General features: G+C 70.8%; 13 protein-coding genes and 1 pseudogene. 11 read left to right on the top strand and 3 right to left on the bottom strand.

Features of this window, described 5'->3' with window-relative positions:
• Positions 1-4: 4 nt before the first annotated feature.
• Entirely contained in the window at positions 5-994 is a 990-nt protein-coding gene (locus EDD90_RS14890) for a JmjC domain-containing protein (protein WP_123973479.1), read from the bottom strand.
• Between the two features lie 485 nt (positions 995-1,479).
• Here EDD90_RS14890 and EDD90_RS14885 point away from each other — a divergent pair, with 485 nt between their 5' ends.
• Genes EDD90_RS14885 through EDD90_RS14865 form a run of 5 tightly spaced genes read left to right on the top strand, consistent with a single transcriptional unit; the run spans position 1,480 to position 8,705 of the window.
• On the top strand, positions 1,480-3,762 hold the full coding sequence (locus tag EDD90_RS14885) for a peptidase domain-containing ABC transporter (protein WP_123973478.1): 2,283 nt from the start codon (positions 1,480-1,482) through the stop codon (positions 3,760-3,762).
• Complete coding sequence (locus EDD90_RS14880) at positions 3,750-5,183, top strand: condensation domain-containing protein (protein ID WP_123973477.1); 1,434 nt, start codon at positions 3,750-3,752, stop codon at positions 5,181-5,183. The genes EDD90_RS14885 and EDD90_RS14880 overlap by 13 nt, the downstream gene beginning before the upstream one ends.
• Before the next feature lie 44 nt (positions 5,184-5,227).
• Positions 5,228-5,467 (top strand): phosphopantetheine-binding protein, encoded by a 240-nt coding sequence (locus EDD90_RS14875; protein WP_123973476.1) that lies wholly within the window; start codon positions 5,228-5,230, stop codon positions 5,465-5,467.
• A 5-nt stretch (positions 5,468-5,472) separates the two neighbouring features.
• Positions 5,473-6,882, top strand: a complete 1,410-nt coding sequence (locus EDD90_RS14870; RefSeq protein ID WP_123973475.1) for a class I adenylate-forming enzyme family protein — start codon at positions 5,473-5,475, stop codon at positions 6,880-6,882.
• On the top strand, positions 6,879-8,705 hold the full coding sequence (locus EDD90_RS14865) for an AMP-binding protein (protein WP_185149097.1): 1,827 nt from the start codon (positions 6,879-6,881) through the stop codon (positions 8,703-8,705). The genes EDD90_RS14870 and EDD90_RS14865 overlap by 4 nt, the downstream gene beginning before the upstream one ends.
• A 368-nt stretch (positions 8,706-9,073) precedes the next feature.
• Here EDD90_RS14865 and EDD90_RS55440 read toward each other — a convergent pair whose 3' ends face one another.
• Positions 9,074-9,244, bottom strand: a complete 171-nt coding sequence (locus tag EDD90_RS55440; protein WP_185149096.1) for a hypothetical protein — start codon at positions 9,242-9,244, stop codon at positions 9,074-9,076.
• 406 nt (positions 9,245-9,650) lie between these two features.
• Here EDD90_RS55440 and EDD90_RS14860 point away from each other — a divergent pair, with 406 nt between their 5' ends.
• From EDD90_RS14860 to EDD90_RS14845, 4 genes and pseudogenes are all read left to right on the top strand, one after another.
• Positions 9,651-10,745, top strand: coding sequence for an alanine--tRNA ligase-related protein (locus EDD90_RS14860; RefSeq protein WP_260327865.1), 1,095 nt, complete (start codon positions 9,651-9,653; stop codon positions 10,743-10,745).
• A 745-nt stretch (positions 10,746-11,490) separates the two neighbouring features.
• Complete coding sequence (locus tag EDD90_RS14855) at positions 11,491-11,685, top strand: ribbon-helix-helix protein, CopG family (RefSeq protein WP_123973474.1); 195 nt, start codon at positions 11,491-11,493, stop codon at positions 11,683-11,685.
• Entirely contained in the window at positions 11,682-12,074 is a 393-nt protein-coding gene (locus tag EDD90_RS14850) for a type II toxin-antitoxin system death-on-curing family toxin (protein ID WP_123973473.1), read from the top strand. Before EDD90_RS14855 ends, EDD90_RS14850 begins: the two co-directional genes overlap by 4 nt.
• A 99-nt stretch (positions 12,075-12,173) precedes the next feature.
• Positions 12,174-12,389: pseudogene (locus EDD90_RS14845) on the top strand (transposase); the annotation flags it as partial.
• Between the two features lie 131 nt (positions 12,390-12,520).
• Here EDD90_RS14845 and EDD90_RS14840 read toward each other — a convergent pair.
• Positions 12,521-13,270 carry an SDR family NAD(P)-dependent oxidoreductase gene (locus EDD90_RS14840; protein WP_123973472.1) on the bottom strand — a complete coding sequence of 250 codons (750 nt, stop codon included), beginning with the start codon at positions 13,268-13,270 and terminating at the stop codon, positions 12,521-12,523.
• 255 nt (positions 13,271-13,525) lie between these two features.
• Here EDD90_RS14840 and EDD90_RS14835 point away from each other — a divergent pair, with 255 nt between their 5' ends.
• Together EDD90_RS14835 and EDD90_RS14830 are read left to right on the top strand one after the other, a co-directional pair.
• Positions 13,526-14,419: a LysR family transcriptional regulator gene (locus EDD90_RS14835; RefSeq protein WP_123973471.1), complete on the top strand. Its 894-nt coding sequence runs from the start codon at positions 13,526-13,528 to the stop codon at positions 14,417-14,419.
• A 393-nt stretch (positions 14,420-14,812) separates the two neighbouring features.
• The gene (locus tag EDD90_RS14830) at positions 14,813-15,202 is read left to right on the top strand and encodes a hypothetical protein (RefSeq protein WP_260327864.1); all 390 of its coding nucleotides are present in this window, start codon (positions 14,813-14,815) and stop codon (positions 15,200-15,202) included.
• Positions 15,203-15,212: the final 10 nt, after the last annotated feature.

The raw sequence follows: 15,212 nt of genomic DNA, 5'->3' as shown, positions 1-15,212 counted from the left end.
CCGGTCAGCTCCGGCGGGATTCAGGGTCCGGGGCGTCGCCCGGCGGCTCGTGGCCCTCGCGTCCGGCCGCCGGCACCGCCTCCCCGGTCATGGCCCGCCGGGTCAGGGCCGGCGGGCGAGGTGCCGGCGGAAGCTGGGCGAGCCGGGTGCGGCGGGCATGCCGGACGAGGTCCTCGGGCGAGAGCGCGTCGAGGCGCGCACGCACGTGTTCCAGCATGCCCTTCGCACAGGCCAGGACCGCGTCGTCGGTCAGCGGCCGGGTCTCCACGGCCATCCTCTCCCCGGCGATCTTGTGAAGGCTGCGGAACAGGTCGCCCATGTGGACCTCCCGGACGGTCAGCGACAGATGGGCGGACAGCCCGCTGTCGCCGGTGGCCCGGTGGGCGAAGCCGCGGGGAATGTACAGCACCTCGCCGGCCCTGAGCGTGGCCTGCATGACCTCCGGCGGCGGGTCGTCGTCCACCCTGCCCTGCTGCCAGTTGCCGTCGGCCGGGCCCTCGTGCACGTGCCAGTGCTTGCTTCCCTCGGTCTGGACGACCAGCACGTCGGCGTCGTCGCGGTGGAGGGGTACCCCCTGCCGGCCGGCGGGGGTGACGAAGCAGAAGGCCTCCACGGGCAGGCCCAGCTCGCCGGTGAGGGCGGCCAGCAGTTCCCGGGTGGGCTCGTGCCACTGGTCGACGCGGCGCAGCAGCAGGGTCGCGCCCTGGTCCAGCAGCGCGGAGATCTTCCGCTCGTCGGCGAACCCGTCGTGCCGGTCGCTGTACATGGGCCGCGAGGAGAGGTAGTCCGAGGGGCTGAGCGTCAGGTCGGCGCGGGTCATCTCGATGTAGGGCTCGCGCAGCAGTCCCGTGGCGAACGCGGCGTCGACGTCGGCGAGCGTGAACGGGCTCGGCGCCCCGCCGTCCGGCCGGAAGACGCCGGGGCGCCGGCGCCAGTACGTGGTCATGAAGGCGCTGGTGTCCCCTACCCACCGGGCGAGTGTCGGAGCGTGCATGGGGGCCTCCTCCTGAGCTGCGGAGCTGCCCGGCGACGCGCCTTCGGCACTTCACCGGATCACACTGACTTTGAGGGTGACAGTGATTGTGACTTGATGTCAACTTTCTCAGTCAAGGCTTTATTTCTGAGGATCGATTGGGTACGGTCTCATTGCCGTGGTCGACCCGATGTCCGCCACGGTGTTGTTTCGCTTTCGAGAAAGGGAAAAACATGACCGAGAACCAGGTCGACATCACCAACCTCTCCGACGAGGAGCTCGACGACATCGTGGGCGGCACCTTCCACGTCGACTCCAAGTGCGTCATCTGAAGTAGCTGAACCCGCCGCCGGCTCCGTCCCACGGAGACCGCGCGGCCGCCCCGGGCGCCGCAGTCCTCTGCAGCGCCCGGGGCATCGGTACGGAAGGTGCCGCAGGACCCGGTCGGCGTGCCGGAGCGGTCACCCGCTCCCGGCACGCCGCCGCCGAGAGGAAAGGGCAGGAGGATGTCGGCAGATTCGCGCTTCCGCACGGAGGCGCTGGAGCACCATCGACGGGCCGACGGGCTGGGCCCGGTGCTCGGGCATGACGCCTCGGTACACCGGCCCAAGGGGCTCAGGGCCGTCGTCGCAGCTGCTCGGGAGGGGCTGGGCCGGTCCCGTCACGGACGCCTGTCCGTCTGCTACCAGACCCAGGTCAGCGACTGCGGGCCGGCCTGTCTGGTGACGACCCTGCGTCACCACGGCGTCGAGGTGGACCTCGACACGGTCCGCGCCCGCGCGGACTCGGGCCGCAACGGCTCGTCCGCCCGCACGCTGCTGGAGATCGCCCGCTCGTTCGGCCTGCGCGGCAGAGGCGTCCGCGCCGACCTCGACGCCCTCCCGAAACTGACCCCCGGCGCCATCCTGTTCTGGAACTTCAGCCACTTCGTGGTGCTCGAAGCGGCGACCAAGGACTACGTGGACGTCATCGACCCGGCGTTCGGACGCCGGCGGCTGAGCCGCGCCTCGGTGGCCGAGGCGTTCACCGGCGTGGCGCTGGAGTTCGAACCGCCCCTGGCGCAGCCCCGCGCCAAGACGGCCCAGAACTCCGCGCAGGGGCCGTGGCGACAGCTGGGCCAGTTCCTGCCCCGCGGCCGTGAACTGATCCGGCTCGCGCTGGCCTCGGGCGCGTTGATGGCCTTCGAGCTGGCGCTGCCCCTCAGCACCGGCTTCATGGTCGAGCATGTGGTGCCGGATCGGGCCGCGACCAGACTGTGGCTCTTCGCGGCCGTCCTCGGCGGCCTGGCGCTGCTGTTCCTCGCCCTGCAGGTCGTGAGGTCGTTCCTGGTGACCAGACGGCAGGCGGTCATAGAGAAACGCCTGACCCTGGGCATCGTCGGCCATCTGACCTCACTGCCGTACGACTACTTCACCGTGCGCAACTCCGGCGACCTGGCCATGAGAGCCCGGACCAGCAGCGTGCTGACCCAGGTGCTCAGCCTCACCGCGGTCTCCGCCGCCTTCGACGTGCTGCTGACCGCGGCCTACCTGATCGCCATCGTGCTGGTCGACCCGTTCCTCGCCGCGGTGGTGATCGCGCTGATCGCCGTCCAGGCCGGCGTGCTCGTCCTCACCTGGCGCCGGCAGACGGTGCTCAGCCAGGAGGTCCTGGAACGGCAGACGACGTCCCAGGCAGAACTCATGGAGATGCTGGAGAGCATCACCAGCCTCAAGGCCAGTGGCATGGAGGGACGTTCGGCCGAGCGCTGGTCGCACTCCCTGGTCCGCGAGGTGAACAAGCGGCTGCACGCGCGCCGCAGTCTCGCGCTGACCACATCGCTGAGCAGGGCGACGCAGTTCGCGGCCCCCCTCCTCGTACTGCTGCTCGGTGTCTGGCGCGTGCTCCACGGGCACACCTCCCTCGGCGCCGCGCTGGGCTTCATGACGCTGACGATGGCGCTCTTCGTCCCGCTGGAGGGCGTGTTCGACGCCGCCTCCCAACTCGCCATGATCCGGCCCACGCTGGCCAGACTCGACGACGTCCTGCGTACGCCGCCGGAGCCCCGCGGGCTGCTCGCCGACACCGGGGTCACGGAACCGGGCCGGATCACCGCGACCGGAGTGGCCTTCCGCTACGCCGGTGCCCCCGCCCCCACCCTCAAGGACGTGGAACTCGCCATCGAACCGGGCCAGTTCGTGGTGGTCGTCGGCAGGTCGGGGTCGGGCAAGTCGACCCTCGGCATGCTGCTGGCCGGGCTCCACGTCCCCACCGCAGGCATCCTGACGGTCGGCGGCGTGGACATCGCCGAACTGGACCGGCCCACGTTCCGGCGGCAGATCGGCTACGTCAACCAGGACGCCCGGCTCTTCGGCGGCTCGATCCGCGAGAACATCCTCTTCGGCGCCGACGAGGACCTGGCCAAGGACGAGCTGATCGACACGGTACGGCCGGCCCAGATCCACGACGAGATCCAGGCCATGCCGATGGGCTACAACACCCTGGTGGGCCCCGGCGGACACGGGCTGTCCGGCGGGCAGCGGCAGCGGATCGTGCTGGCGAGGGCCCTCGCCAAGAAGCCGCGGCTGCTGATCCTGGACGAGGCGACCAGCGCCCTGGACCCGGCGCTGGAGAAGCGCATCCTGGACGGCCTGCTCGCGGCGGGCATCACCGTGGTCGTCATCGCGCACCGCCTCACCGTCCTGGACCGGGCCGACCAGGTGATCGTCATGAACGGCGGCCGGATCGTGGAATCGGGAGCCCCCGCTGAGCTCCTGGCGGACGGCGAGGAGTTCGCATGTCTGATCTGAGCGACCCGCGGAACACCGGGAGCCGCCCGCAGGACGGGACACCGGTGCCGTCGGGACCAGCCGTGGTGCCCCTGACCTTCGAGCAGCAGCGCTACCACGCGAAGATCAACCGGGCCGGATGGGTGCACAAAAACGTCCGGATCTCCTTCGAGATCTCGGGCGGGCTCGACACCTCCCGGCTCGTCGAGGCCCTGGACGCGTTCGTCCGCAGGCACGACGCCCTGCACATGCGGCTGGTCTCCGGCCCCGGCGGCCCGCGCGGCCAGCAGGCCCACCCGCCCGGCACCGACGAGCGGTCGGTCACCGTGCAGAGCGTGCGCGCCGCCTCGGCCGAACAGTTCGCCCGGTACGCCTCGGCCGTCCTGTCACGCGACGTGGTCACCGAGTGGGCCGACGGCTCCCGGCCGTTCGCCCTGCGGCTGCTGAGCCACGGCGACGACCGGCACGCGCTGCTGGCGACCTTCCAGAACATGGTCTTCGACGGCCGCGCGCACCATCTGTTCGCCCGGGAGGTCTGGCGCGACTACGAGGCTCTCGGACGCGGCGAGACCCCACCGGCCACGGCCCCCTCGCTCGCCGCCGCGGCGATCCGCCAGCACGCGGGCGCTACCCCGGAGCGGACCGTACGCGCCCGGCGGGACTGGAGCCGGCGGCTGGCCTTCGAAGCCGCCAACGGATGGACGCGGCCCGCCGCGGCGGCCGGCACCGAGGACGGCGTGGTGCGGATCGAGTTCCCGGCCGAGACCGTGGCACCGCTGAGGCGGCTGTGCGAACGCGAGCGGTGCTCGCTGCCGCAGTGGGTGGTCGCCTCCTTCGCCCGGGCCGCCGCACGGGCCGCCGGGCGGGACCGGCTGGCCGTCCGGACCACGGTGGACACCCGGTCCACCCGCGAGCGGGACCTGGTGGGCATGCTCGCCGGCTCCGCCCCGCTGGCCCTGACCGGCCTCGACCAGCGCCTGCCCGACGTGGTGGACCATGTCCGCGGCAGGCTCCTCGACGCGCTGCGTCACCAGATCATGACCCCCGAGGACATCGCCGACTGCACGCCCGAGCCCGTAGCGGGCGGCCCCCTGCGGGACGGGCAGCAGGTAATCGTCCACCTGCGCACCTTCGAGGGCGACTACGCGGCGACCCGTGAGACGGGACCGGCACGGATCACCACCGACGCCTACCCCCTGGTCCGCATCGGCACGACCCAGGACTCCGCCCTGCTGCTGAACTGCAACGCCTACCGCGACCGGCTGTTCCTCGGTCTGCGCTTCGACGGGGCGACGGTCGGTGGACCGCTGGCCCGGAGCATCCTCGACGCCATGGCCACGGACGTGATGAACACCGTGGCGCGCGCGGGTGCACCCGCTTCCCCGCGGCCGGACACGAACTCCGACGCGGAGTTCCGCCCCGCCGTACCCCAGGTCCGCTGAACCGACGACGCGGCCACGCCGCACCGGATACCTCTGGAGAACCCATGTCCGACACGCCCCTCGGTCAGGTGCTGACCGCCGCGTCCGAGATCCTCATGCGCGAGGTCGGGCCCGAAGACGACTTCTTCTCGGCCGGCGGCGACTCCGTCGCCGCCGTGGAACTCGTCACCGAGCTGGAAAAGATGTTCCACACCGAGATCGACCTGGAACTGGTGCTGACCCAGCCGGACTTCGCGGCACTGGCCACCGTACTCGCGGACGTCTCCGCCAGCCGGGACAGGTGAGGCACATGCGGCCCTATCTCTGGGACCCCTGGAAGACGGCGGACCGGTTCCCCCACCGCCCCGCCGTCGTCGTCACCGACTCGGAAGAGGCCTTCACCTTCCGCGAGTTGACGCAACGGGCCGATGCGATGGCCCGGGGACTGAAGCGGGCGGGGGTGGCGGAGGGCGCCATCGTCGCCACGGACATCCCTACCGGACCCCGCTTCTTCGCCTTGGCCCTGGCGGGGCTGCGCCACGGCTACGGAGTCTTTCCCGTGGGCGCCCACCACTTCGCGACCCCGACGGCCGACGCACTGCTCACCGGCACCGCCGCCGCCGTGCTCGTCACCGACGGCTCCCGCTCTTTCGGACCGCTGCCGTGCCCGGTCGTCGGGGACGACGAACTGGCCGCGGCGGTCGAACCGCCCCCCGCCGCCCCCGGGTCCGCGCGGCGGCCACGGGCCGGATACCTGGTGTTCGCCACCTCGGGCACCACCGGCGTCCCCCAGGCCGTGCTCCGCCCGCGCCCGCCCCGTCCGTACAAGGGCGTCGCCGTGGCCGAGCGGTACGGCGCCGGCACCGACCGCGGCGCGCACGTCATGGCCAACCCCACCTACCACCTGGGCACACTCGGGCCGGCCCTCTACGCCCTCCAGGCCGGCAGCGCGGTGGTCGTGCAGCGCGACTGGTCGCCCGCCGGCTTCTTCGCGGCGGTCGACCGGTACGAGGCGGACAGCGCCATGCTGAGCCCCGACCGCCTGCTGGAACTGGTGGAGGACGGGAAGGCACCGCACCACCCGCTGCGCGTGGTCTTCCACGGCGGATCGGCCTGTCCGCCCGTGGTCAAGCGCAGCGCCATAGACCTGCTGGGCCCCGTGCTGCACGAGTACTACGGCACCTCGCGCGGCACCCTCACGGAGATCGGCTCCGAGGACTGGCTCGACCGTCCGGGGTCCGTCGGGCGGCCGCTGCCGGGCATCGGGATCGAGATCGCGCGCGACGGGCACGCCGTACCGGCGGGCGCCGTCGGAGAGATCCGCGTGAGTCTGCGCGGCGCCGATCGCGGCGACGACGAGGAACGCTTCATGGACACCGGGGACATCGGCTTCCTGGACGCCGACGGATTTCTCACGGTGGTCGGCAGAGCGGACGTCTCGGGAGATCCGGACCAGGCCCGCCTCGAGTTCGAGATCCGGCTGATCCCGGGGGTGACGGATGTCGCCGTCGTCGGCGCCGACCTCACCTGCCATGTGGAGGTCAGCAGGCACTGCCCGGCCGATGTGACCCCCGCCGTACAGGCGGCGGCACAGCGTCTCGGCCTTACCCTGCGCGGTGTCGTCACCGGGCCCACCGGATCGCTGCCCCGTACGCCCAGCGGCAAAATCGCACGGGCGGCGCTCGCCGCGGCCCCCGCGCACGCGGACACCGGTCGGTGACGAGCCAGGGCCCCCTGGTGCCGACGGCGTACGGCTGGCTGCGACAGCACGCCCGACGCCACCCCCGACGCACCGCCGTGACGACATGGCGCGACGGAGCGGTCCGTGCCTCGACGACGTTCGCCGAACTGGCGGCGCTCGCCGAGCACTGCGCTTCCGTTCTGCGCGCGGACGGTGCCGCACCCGGCGACCGCGTCCTGCTCGTCCTGCCGAACGACGCCTCGTTCACGGCCGTCTTCCTGGCAGTCGTCGGGGCCGGTCTGATCGCAGTGCCGGCACCAACCCCCGAGGCGTCCCGTCCCGGGGCGTTCCGTGACCGGCTGCTGGGCATGGTCCAGGACTGCGATCCCGCCCTGCTGATCACGACGGACGGGTGGCACCAGGAGATCCGCTCGCTCCTGGACGGCCGGGGCGCGCGGTGCGCCGTACGCTCCTGGGAACGTGCCGCCGCCCCGGGCGCGCCTAGCCGTACGGTCACCCACGCGCAGGCCCACGACATCGCCTTCCTGCAGTACACCTCCGGGTCGACCGCCGATCCGAAGGGGGTGGCCATCAGCCACGGCGCGCTGCTGGCGAGTTGCGGCCAGGCAGCGCGGACCTACCGGGAGCGGTACGACGACGTGGCCGTGACCTGGGTGCCGCTCTCCCATGACATGGGCCTGGTGACGGGGGTGCTGCGGCCGATGTTCACCGGGTACGGATCGGTGCTGATGCCGGCCCGTGAGTTCGCCTGTTCACCGGCGTCCTGGCCGGCGGCCGTCAGCGCGTGCCGGGGGACCCTGTCCAGCGCCCCCGACTTCAGCTACGACCTGTGCGTACGGCGCGTTCCGCGTGCGGAGGCCGACGCCTTCGACCTCGCCTCGTGGCGGGTGGCCCGCAACGCCGGGGAGTTCGTCCGGCCCGGCACGCTGGACCGGTTCGCGGCGCACTTCGGCGCCGCGGGCTTCCGGCGCGCCGCCCTGTGCCCTTCCTACGGCATGGCGGAGGCCACCCTCACCGTCACCGCGAGCACCCCCGAGCGACCTGCCCTGCGCCTGGAGGTGCTGCGGCGGCCCCTGGCCGAGGGCGCGGTCGTTCCCGTGGAGCGGGGGAGTGCGGTGGACGAGCCCATCGCATCGCTGCTCTCCTCGGGCATCCCTGTGGCGGGGACGCGGGTGGCCGTCGCAGGGGCGGCGGAGGGCGCCGTCGGCGAGATCCTGCTCCGGGGACCTCAGCTGTTCAGCGGCTACTGGCAGCAGCGGGACGCGGCTCCCGTGCGGCCTTCCGGCGGCGGGGAGTGGCACGCCACGGGAGACCGGGGCTTCCTGTACGGGGACCATCTCTTCGTCCTGGGACGGGCCGACGACGTGCTGGTCCATCGCGGGAAGCAGTTCCACCCGGCGGACGTCCTCGCCGTGTGCGCCGCGTTCCCGGAGATCAACCCGGGCCGCTGCGTCGTGTTCGCGACGGATCCGCCCAGGAGCGGGGAGGGCGGACGGGGTTCGGACGTCCATCTGGTGGCCGAACTGCGCGTGAGCGCACCTCCGGCCGGACTGGCCGGTCTCCTGAAGCGTCGGCTGGCGGGAGAGCTCGATCTCTACGTCGCACAGGTGCACTTCGCGTCCCGCGGGAGCCTGCCGGTCACGACCAGCGGGAAGCTCCGGGCGTCCGAGGTCGCACGCCGTTTCCGAGCGGGCACGCTGCCGCTGCCCGGCCGTTACGCCGACGACACGCCCGCTGCCCCGAGCCACGAGAAAACACCCTCAAAAGAATATTTCGACAGAAATGAAATGTATCAAACCACGACAAGTGACGCTCATGCTCCAGGCTTGCCGCCGTCTTGACTGCGGCAGTCATGTAATTTCGTTCGTATGGGCGATCGGCCCCGCCCGCGGTGTCGGCGCGCCGCCCTGCAGCATCCCGTCGACTGGCGTGCAAGGCAATCGGGAGAGAAAACGTATGAGGAGCACCGCTGCTGCCCGCTCTCTGTTCGCCGTCCTGGCCCTGCTCTGTGTCCTGGGGGCGTCATCGCCGGCCGGGCCGGTCCGGGGTGCGGTCGCCGGCCGGGACGTCCGTGCTGCGGGCGGCCCCGATGGCCCCGACCTGCCTCTGTGCTGCTGAGATCCGGAGCCGCCGGGAACGATGGTCGAAGAGCCCCTCGAGTTGCTCGGGGGGCCCTTTCGCGCTGTGCCGCCGCCTTCCCCGGACCGTCTCAGCAGCAGAGCGGGATGTCGCCGTCGGTGCCGCTGGCCGGCCCCTCGGCCGAAGCGGCCCAGCTGGTTTCGTGAAGGCTCGTCGAGCGTGTGGGGAGCGCTCCCACGGTCGTGATGCCCATGAGCAGCAGCGCGAGGGTGGTCAGGGAAAAGGCGGCAAGAGTGCGCACGGTGGGACCTCTCCGTCACTTCGGTTTTGAGTCACTCGGTTCGACTGAGGAAATCTTGACAGTGCATGACTAGTCTAGTCAAGAAACGAATGTCGCAGACGGTATGTCGTAAATGAGATCCTTTGGGAGTGATCTCAGGTCGCGATATCATGGCATTTATTTATCAATTTGGGTAATCTTTGGGCTCGGAATTTTTCTTGTTACATTGGGAGTCATAAGTGAGTCACTAATGAATTGGGGGACGGTAGGGTTGGCCGGAGCGTCGACAGATATTCAGCAGGCGTCCGAGGTCCTGGCCGCCCGGGGTTACCGTTGGCAGCCGCCGCCGACCTTGGTGCCGCCCGACCGCGCGGAACTGTTTACGAGCCACCTGGCGCCCTCGTGGATCGACCCGCTGCTCAGTTCGGTGTCCCGATCGTGGGGCGGCGTCTACACGGTGCGCTGGTCGATCGGGACGCGGCCCATGGGTGCCCTGCCGGTCGCCATGCCCCCTTCGGCCCAGCGGGTGCTGAGCGCCGTCTGGGCGGGGCCACGTCCGTTCCACGTCCCCATCGAGCACGTCGTGGAAGCACTCGCCGGTGTGGGGGTGGACGCGGGCAGGCTCGCCTTCGTTGTGCCGGCGCACCCCGCCGACTCCGACCCCCTGTGCCGGGCCCTTGCCCACCTGGGGATGGCGGGGCATCGGATCGGATACGACTGGCGGACCGTGTCGACCGCGAAGCGGGCGGTGCTCGCCGGCGGGCCTCGGCTCAGCATCGAGTTCCCGGTCGGTTCCCCCTGTGGCGGCGCCTGCGGTCCGGGATGCCGGTGCGGACGCTATCTCACGCTCGCCCACCTCCAGTTCAGCCCGGCCTCCCAGGGCCGTTCGCTGCTGGAGGTCGCGATCCTGGAGAGCGAACTCCTCAGCGCCGTGGACGACACCCGTGAACCGTTCGGTGTGCCGCGCTTCGAGGCGCTGGTGAAGAGTGTCCGTGACGTGCTGTCGGTGCACGGGACGCGCGGCACACAGGCCCAGCGGGTTCGCCTGCTGGTTGACCGGGTCTTCACCGCTGCCCTGCTCATCGGGTCGGGCTTCGTGCCGGGGCCCCGCGGGCGGTCGCATGTGGTGCGCAGGCTGCTGCGTAACGCGGCCACGGAGCTCGCCCTCACCGGCGTGTCCCTCACCTGGCTCGAAGGTCTCGTGCAGGTCGCGGACCAGACCGCACGCACGCAGCTGGGTTTCACACCGCTCACCGACTACCTGCTGGAGACGGTGCGCGCGGAGCGGGAACGCTTTGCGCGCGTGCTGGCGAAAGCGCCTGCCCTGCTGGAGAGCGCGGTGACAGCGCGCCATCCGCCTGCCGAACAGGCTTATGCCCTGCTGCGGTTGCGCAGCGACCACGGCATCCCGCTCGGAGTCGCCGTCGCGTGGTGCCGGGAGCACGGCATCGCCGTATCCCTGCGGCAACTGGCCCGGCTCGACCGCGACCGGCACGTCGAGAAGGGCCCCTGGCCGCCGTGACGCCCGCGAGGGGCCGGGCGGTGGCCGACGGCGATGGGGCGGCGGAGCACGCTTTGGCGTCCTTCTTGCTGATGTCCAGGCCGGCGCAGCGTTCGTGCAGCACGTCCACGGCCTTGCTCCCTCCCTCACCGGACGACCGGGCGACTCGCCGTTCCGGGAGGGCCAGGGTGGAACAGGAATTCTGACGCGCGTGCTCACAGCAACACTCCACGGTTCCCGTGGACGGCCCTCGGCACCATGCTGACCTGCGAGCTCACCGGCATCACAGAAGCCTGGGTTTGGGCCGGAACGAACCCCTCCAGCGTCCCGGACCGGCATCAGCCCACGTCAGGGCGGACAGAAGCACCTCCGGCGCGCGCCACGACATTTACCACGCCCCCGGCGCGCACCGAAGATGCGCTGAGTCGCTGACCTGCGCATTCATAGGGGAGGCGCTGCATCGGAGGATGTCGTCAAGGTCTCGTCCGGAGATTCTCGACGCTCGCACGACGCTCGAAGCGGGAATCTCAACCTGCCGGACCTCTCCGGCCCGGGCCGCGCGGACCGGTTCCATCGGCACGGGCAGGGACTCGGTACGTGCGGCCCGTTTCGCCTCCCCAGCGGCGGTGCGAGTTGCCATCTCGGCCTCACGCTTCTTGGAGCCGAGAGCGAGGCCCGTACGGGCTGCAGAACCCGGCGACCTGGTCTGAAGCCGAGTGACTTCTATTACCTCGCCGTCTTGATACCAGTCCGGTATCATGGCTGCATGGCGATGACACTCCGACTCCCCGACGACCTTGACACGAAGCTCACCGAGCGGGCTCGCCGGGAGGGCCGCAGCAAGCAGGAACTTGCCATTGAGGCCATCCGTGACGCCCAGAATCGGGCCGAGCTGAAGGTCGATGACGTCCTGGCCGAGCTCATGGACAGCGATGCGGAGATCCTGGACTACCTGAAGTGACCGAAGTGCGCTACATCCAGATCGACGAGATCCTGGCCATCGCCCGTGCGGTCAACGATACCGAGCACAGCGTGCGTGACATGGGACTTTTGGTGTCAGCGATCGAACGGCCCCGGACGAACGTGTTCGGGGCTGAGCTGTATCCCACGCTGCACGAGAAGGCGGCGGCACTGCTGCACTCCGTCGCTCGCAATCACGCGCTGATCGACGGCAACAAGCGCACCGCCTGGCTCGCCATGCGTGTCTTCTTGCGACTCAACGGCGTCAGCGCCGGTACCGTCCCGCCACCCGTCTCCATTGCCGGCCCGTTCGTCGAGGAAGTCGCGCAGGACAACATCGATGCACCGGCCATTGCCAAGCGTCTGTCGGCCTGGTTCCCCGTTTCCTGACGTTCGACGTCGTGAGGTGCCGGGACGGAATGAGGTTCCGTGAGCGGTGGCCTTCCCGTCGTAGCGTAGAGACCGTGACTGCAGGGGAAGTTGAGGGTCATGGCGGGCAAGAGGCGGAAGTTCGACGCGGAGTTCCGTGAGGGGGTTGTGCGGATCGTCGCCGAGACCGGCAAGCCGATCGCGCAGGTCGCGCAGGATCTCGGGATCAACGAGACCGCCCTGGCGAGCTGGGTCTCCCGCGCCCGCCGGGCAGGGACCGCACCGGTCGGCGGGCGCGATGAGCTGGAGCGGTTGCGGCGGGAGAACGCCCAGCTCAAGCGGGACAACAGGGAACTGGTCATGGAGCTTCCCAATCTTGTTGTCAAGCCGCCGCGGCAGCGGCCGGGTAGAAGCTGGGGGCAGTCTGATCCGGGGGATGCCGGTGAGGGCGGGAAGCAGCCCCGCCGTCAGACAGCGAGCCGCCCCCCGTCGACGGGCAGGACGGCGCCGTGGATCATCCCGGCGCCGGGTGACGCGAGGAAGACGATGGCGCGAGCGACGTCCTGCGGCGTACCGACCTGGTTGGCCGGTGCTTGCGAGGCCGTCGCCTCCAGCATGTCGTCGTAGCCGGCCATGCCCTCCGTGCGGGTGGGACCGGGGCTGACGGCGTTGACCCGCACCCCGGCGGAACCGAACTCCGCCGCCCAGGACTTGGTGAGCATCTGCAACGCCGCCTTGCTGGAACCGTACACAGAGAACCCGGGGATACCCCGGTTGGCCACGATCGTCGTGACGTTCACGATCGCGCCGTCACCGCGCTCGGCCATCCCCGGCGCCAGCGCGCCCACCAGCACCAGCGGGGCGCGGACGTTGACCGCCATGACGGCGTCGAACTCATCGACCTTGACGTCCGCGGTCGCCGCATGGGAGAGGAGGCTGGCATTGTTGACCAGCACATCCACATGCCCACCGCCGAGGTCGAGTGCCTGACGGGCGAGCTCGAGCACGCTGCCGGCATCGCTCAGGTCCGCAGCGACGAAGTGGGCCCGACCGCCGTCCCGGGCGATCTCGGCGACCGCTTCCTCCCCGCGAGTCCTGTCCCGGCCGGTGATGATGACGCAGGCACCGCAGGCAGCGAACCGTCGCGCCGTCTCGCGGCCGATACCGCTTGTCGAACCGGTGATCAGCACGGTCTGACCGGCGAAGTCCTGGCGCATGAAGAGTCCTTCCACGAGGTCGACGAGTAAAGAGGCGGCGCCGGAGCGGCGTCCCGGAAACCCGCCTGAGCACAGGAAATCGCAGCGAGCCGGTTGCGGCCGCCCGGCCGGCCCGCTCCGTGTCCCCGATACTGGGGCGCTCCCGCTCTCCATGTCCAAGCCCTGATCCGCATTGAGCTATACGGAGCAGGCATACCCGCACGTCGCGGAGATTCCCGCACCGACCGGTGCCGGGGCCCGCGATACGCTTCTCCCGTGCCCAAACCGTCGGCGGACCTCGACCTGCGCCTGGTGCGGTACTTCACCGTGCTCGCGGAACACCGGCGGTTCGTCAGCGCCGCCGAGCAGTTGCGCATCACACAGCCCTCCCTGAGCCGGCAGATCAGCAAACTGGAGACGCAGGTCGGCGCCCGGCTGCTCCACCGAACCGCCCGGGGCAGCCGACTCACCGAAGCGGGCGAGGCGTTCCTGCCCCGCGCCAGGGCGTTGCTCCGCTCGGCCGCCCAGGCAGCGGCCGCTGCCCGCACAGCGGCACAACCGCAACGCATCACCATCGGCTACACCGCGGACCTGCTCATCACCGCAGCCGTACGCCACATGCGCCGGCATCACCCGGACGCTGACATCCACACCTCGTACCTCAGCTGGGACACCCCACGCGAGGCTCTGCTCGATCACCGTGTCGACGCTGTGGTCACCCGGCTGCCACTGACCACCGACGGCCTGACGGTCACCACCTTGTACGACGAGGCCCGCGTGTTGGCGGTCCCACTCGGCCACTTCCTGGCCGGCAGGGAATCGGTCACACTCGACGACATCGCCGACGAGCCCCTGCCGCGGGTACCCGACCCGGCATGGAACGCCTACTGGCGCATCGATCCTCGCCCCGACGGACGCCCCGCGCCCGGCGGGCCGCTGGCCCAAGTGGCCGAGGACAAGCTGGAATTCGTCGCTTCGGGACAGGCGGTGGCCATCATGCCGGCCAGTGCCCGCCTACGACCCGACATCACCACGGTCCCCCTGCGCGGCGTCGATCCCGGTTGCGTCGTGCTGGCCACCCGCGCAACCGACCCCAACCGGTTGCTCGCGGCATTCCGGCGGTCGGCCCGTACCCACCTCACCGGCCCGCCTGCGCAAGCCTCCTCGTAGCCGCCGTCCCGTCACGTCGGAGCCGCCTCACACGGTGCGCGCTTCCTGCCGCGGCCGGCGGCGGGACGGTCCGGGACCCGGAGGGAGCCGTCCGGCAGTGTCTGCCCCTGCCCACCGGACAAGGACGGGCATCCGCCGCACTGTTGAGCACAGTACATCGTGAAGTTGCAGGTCATGGACCTGGTGTCAGTGATGTGGGGGATGCTCGTACTGGTCGCGGCGGATGACTCAGGCGAAGATCGTCGGTCAGCGGGTGACTTCGCGGTTCAATGCCGGAAAGTTATGTGAAGTTGCCGCTTGTCAAGCATCCGGCGGCGGTGTGTCGAGGCCCCGTCCCGTTCTCCCGGCCCGCCGCCTCGACACACCGCCGCCGGAGGTCCCGTTGACGGACCAGTGTGGCACGACGACGCTGACTCAGACCCTCACGACCGCCCGCGGCCGGGGATCACCCGCGCGGTCGTCCTCGTCACCGACCCCACCCAGTTGGCCCTGCGGCGCACACTGTTGACGGGGACCGAACCCACGTCGGCCGCTCCGGTGGTGCTGCGCGGCCACGACCGCCGCAGCCTGCGCGGCTGGGCCCAGCGCGTCAACATGTTCCACACGGGGGACCGCTTGGACCGTCTCCACGAACTGACCGGCGGCTGGCCGCTCCTCGTCGACCGGGCCCGCCGCCTGCACGGCGAACTTGGCGACCCCGACGAGGTGTTGCGCCGCTTGGCAAGCCTCCGCGCGGACCGGGCCGAGGCTCGATGGCACAAAGGAGCGGGATCCCCGGGATGAGATCCCGCTC

It is taken from the genome of Streptomyces sp. Ag109_O5-1, from assembly GCF_003814875.1.
Lineage (GTDB): Bacteria > Actinomycetota > Actinomycetes > Streptomycetales > Streptomycetaceae > Streptomyces > Streptomyces sasae.
The sequence above is the reverse complement of the archived record's forward strand: the minus strand, read 5'-3'. Positions and strand labels throughout refer to the sequence as shown.

What these genes read in the sequence shown, in the direction of transcription:
- EDD90_RS14890 (WP_123973479.1), bottom strand. Translation starts at nt 994, where the DNA reads ATGCACGCTCCGACACTCGCCCGGTGGGTAGGGGACACCAGCGCCTTC.
- EDD90_RS14885 (WP_123973478.1), top strand. Translation starts at nt 1,480, where the DNA reads ATGTCGGCAGATTCGCGCTTCCGCACGGAGGCGCTGGAGCACCATCGA.
- EDD90_RS14880 (WP_123973477.1), top strand. Translation starts at nt 3,750, where the DNA reads ATGTCTGATCTGAGCGACCCGCGGAACACCGGGAGCCGCCCGCAGGAC.
- EDD90_RS14875 (WP_123973476.1), top strand. Translation starts at nt 5,228, where the DNA reads ATGTCCGACACGCCCCTCGGTCAGGTGCTGACCGCCGCGTCCGAGATC.
- EDD90_RS14870 (WP_123973475.1), top strand. Translation starts at nt 5,473, where the DNA reads ATGCGGCCCTATCTCTGGGACCCCTGGAAGACGGCGGACCGGTTCCCC.
- EDD90_RS14855 (WP_123973474.1), top strand. Translation starts at nt 11,491, where the DNA reads ATGGCGATGACACTCCGACTCCCCGACGACCTTGACACGAAGCTCACC.
- EDD90_RS14840 (WP_123973472.1), bottom strand. Translation starts at nt 13,270, where the DNA reads ATGCGCCAGGACTTCGCCGGTCAGACCGTGCTGATCACCGGTTCGACA.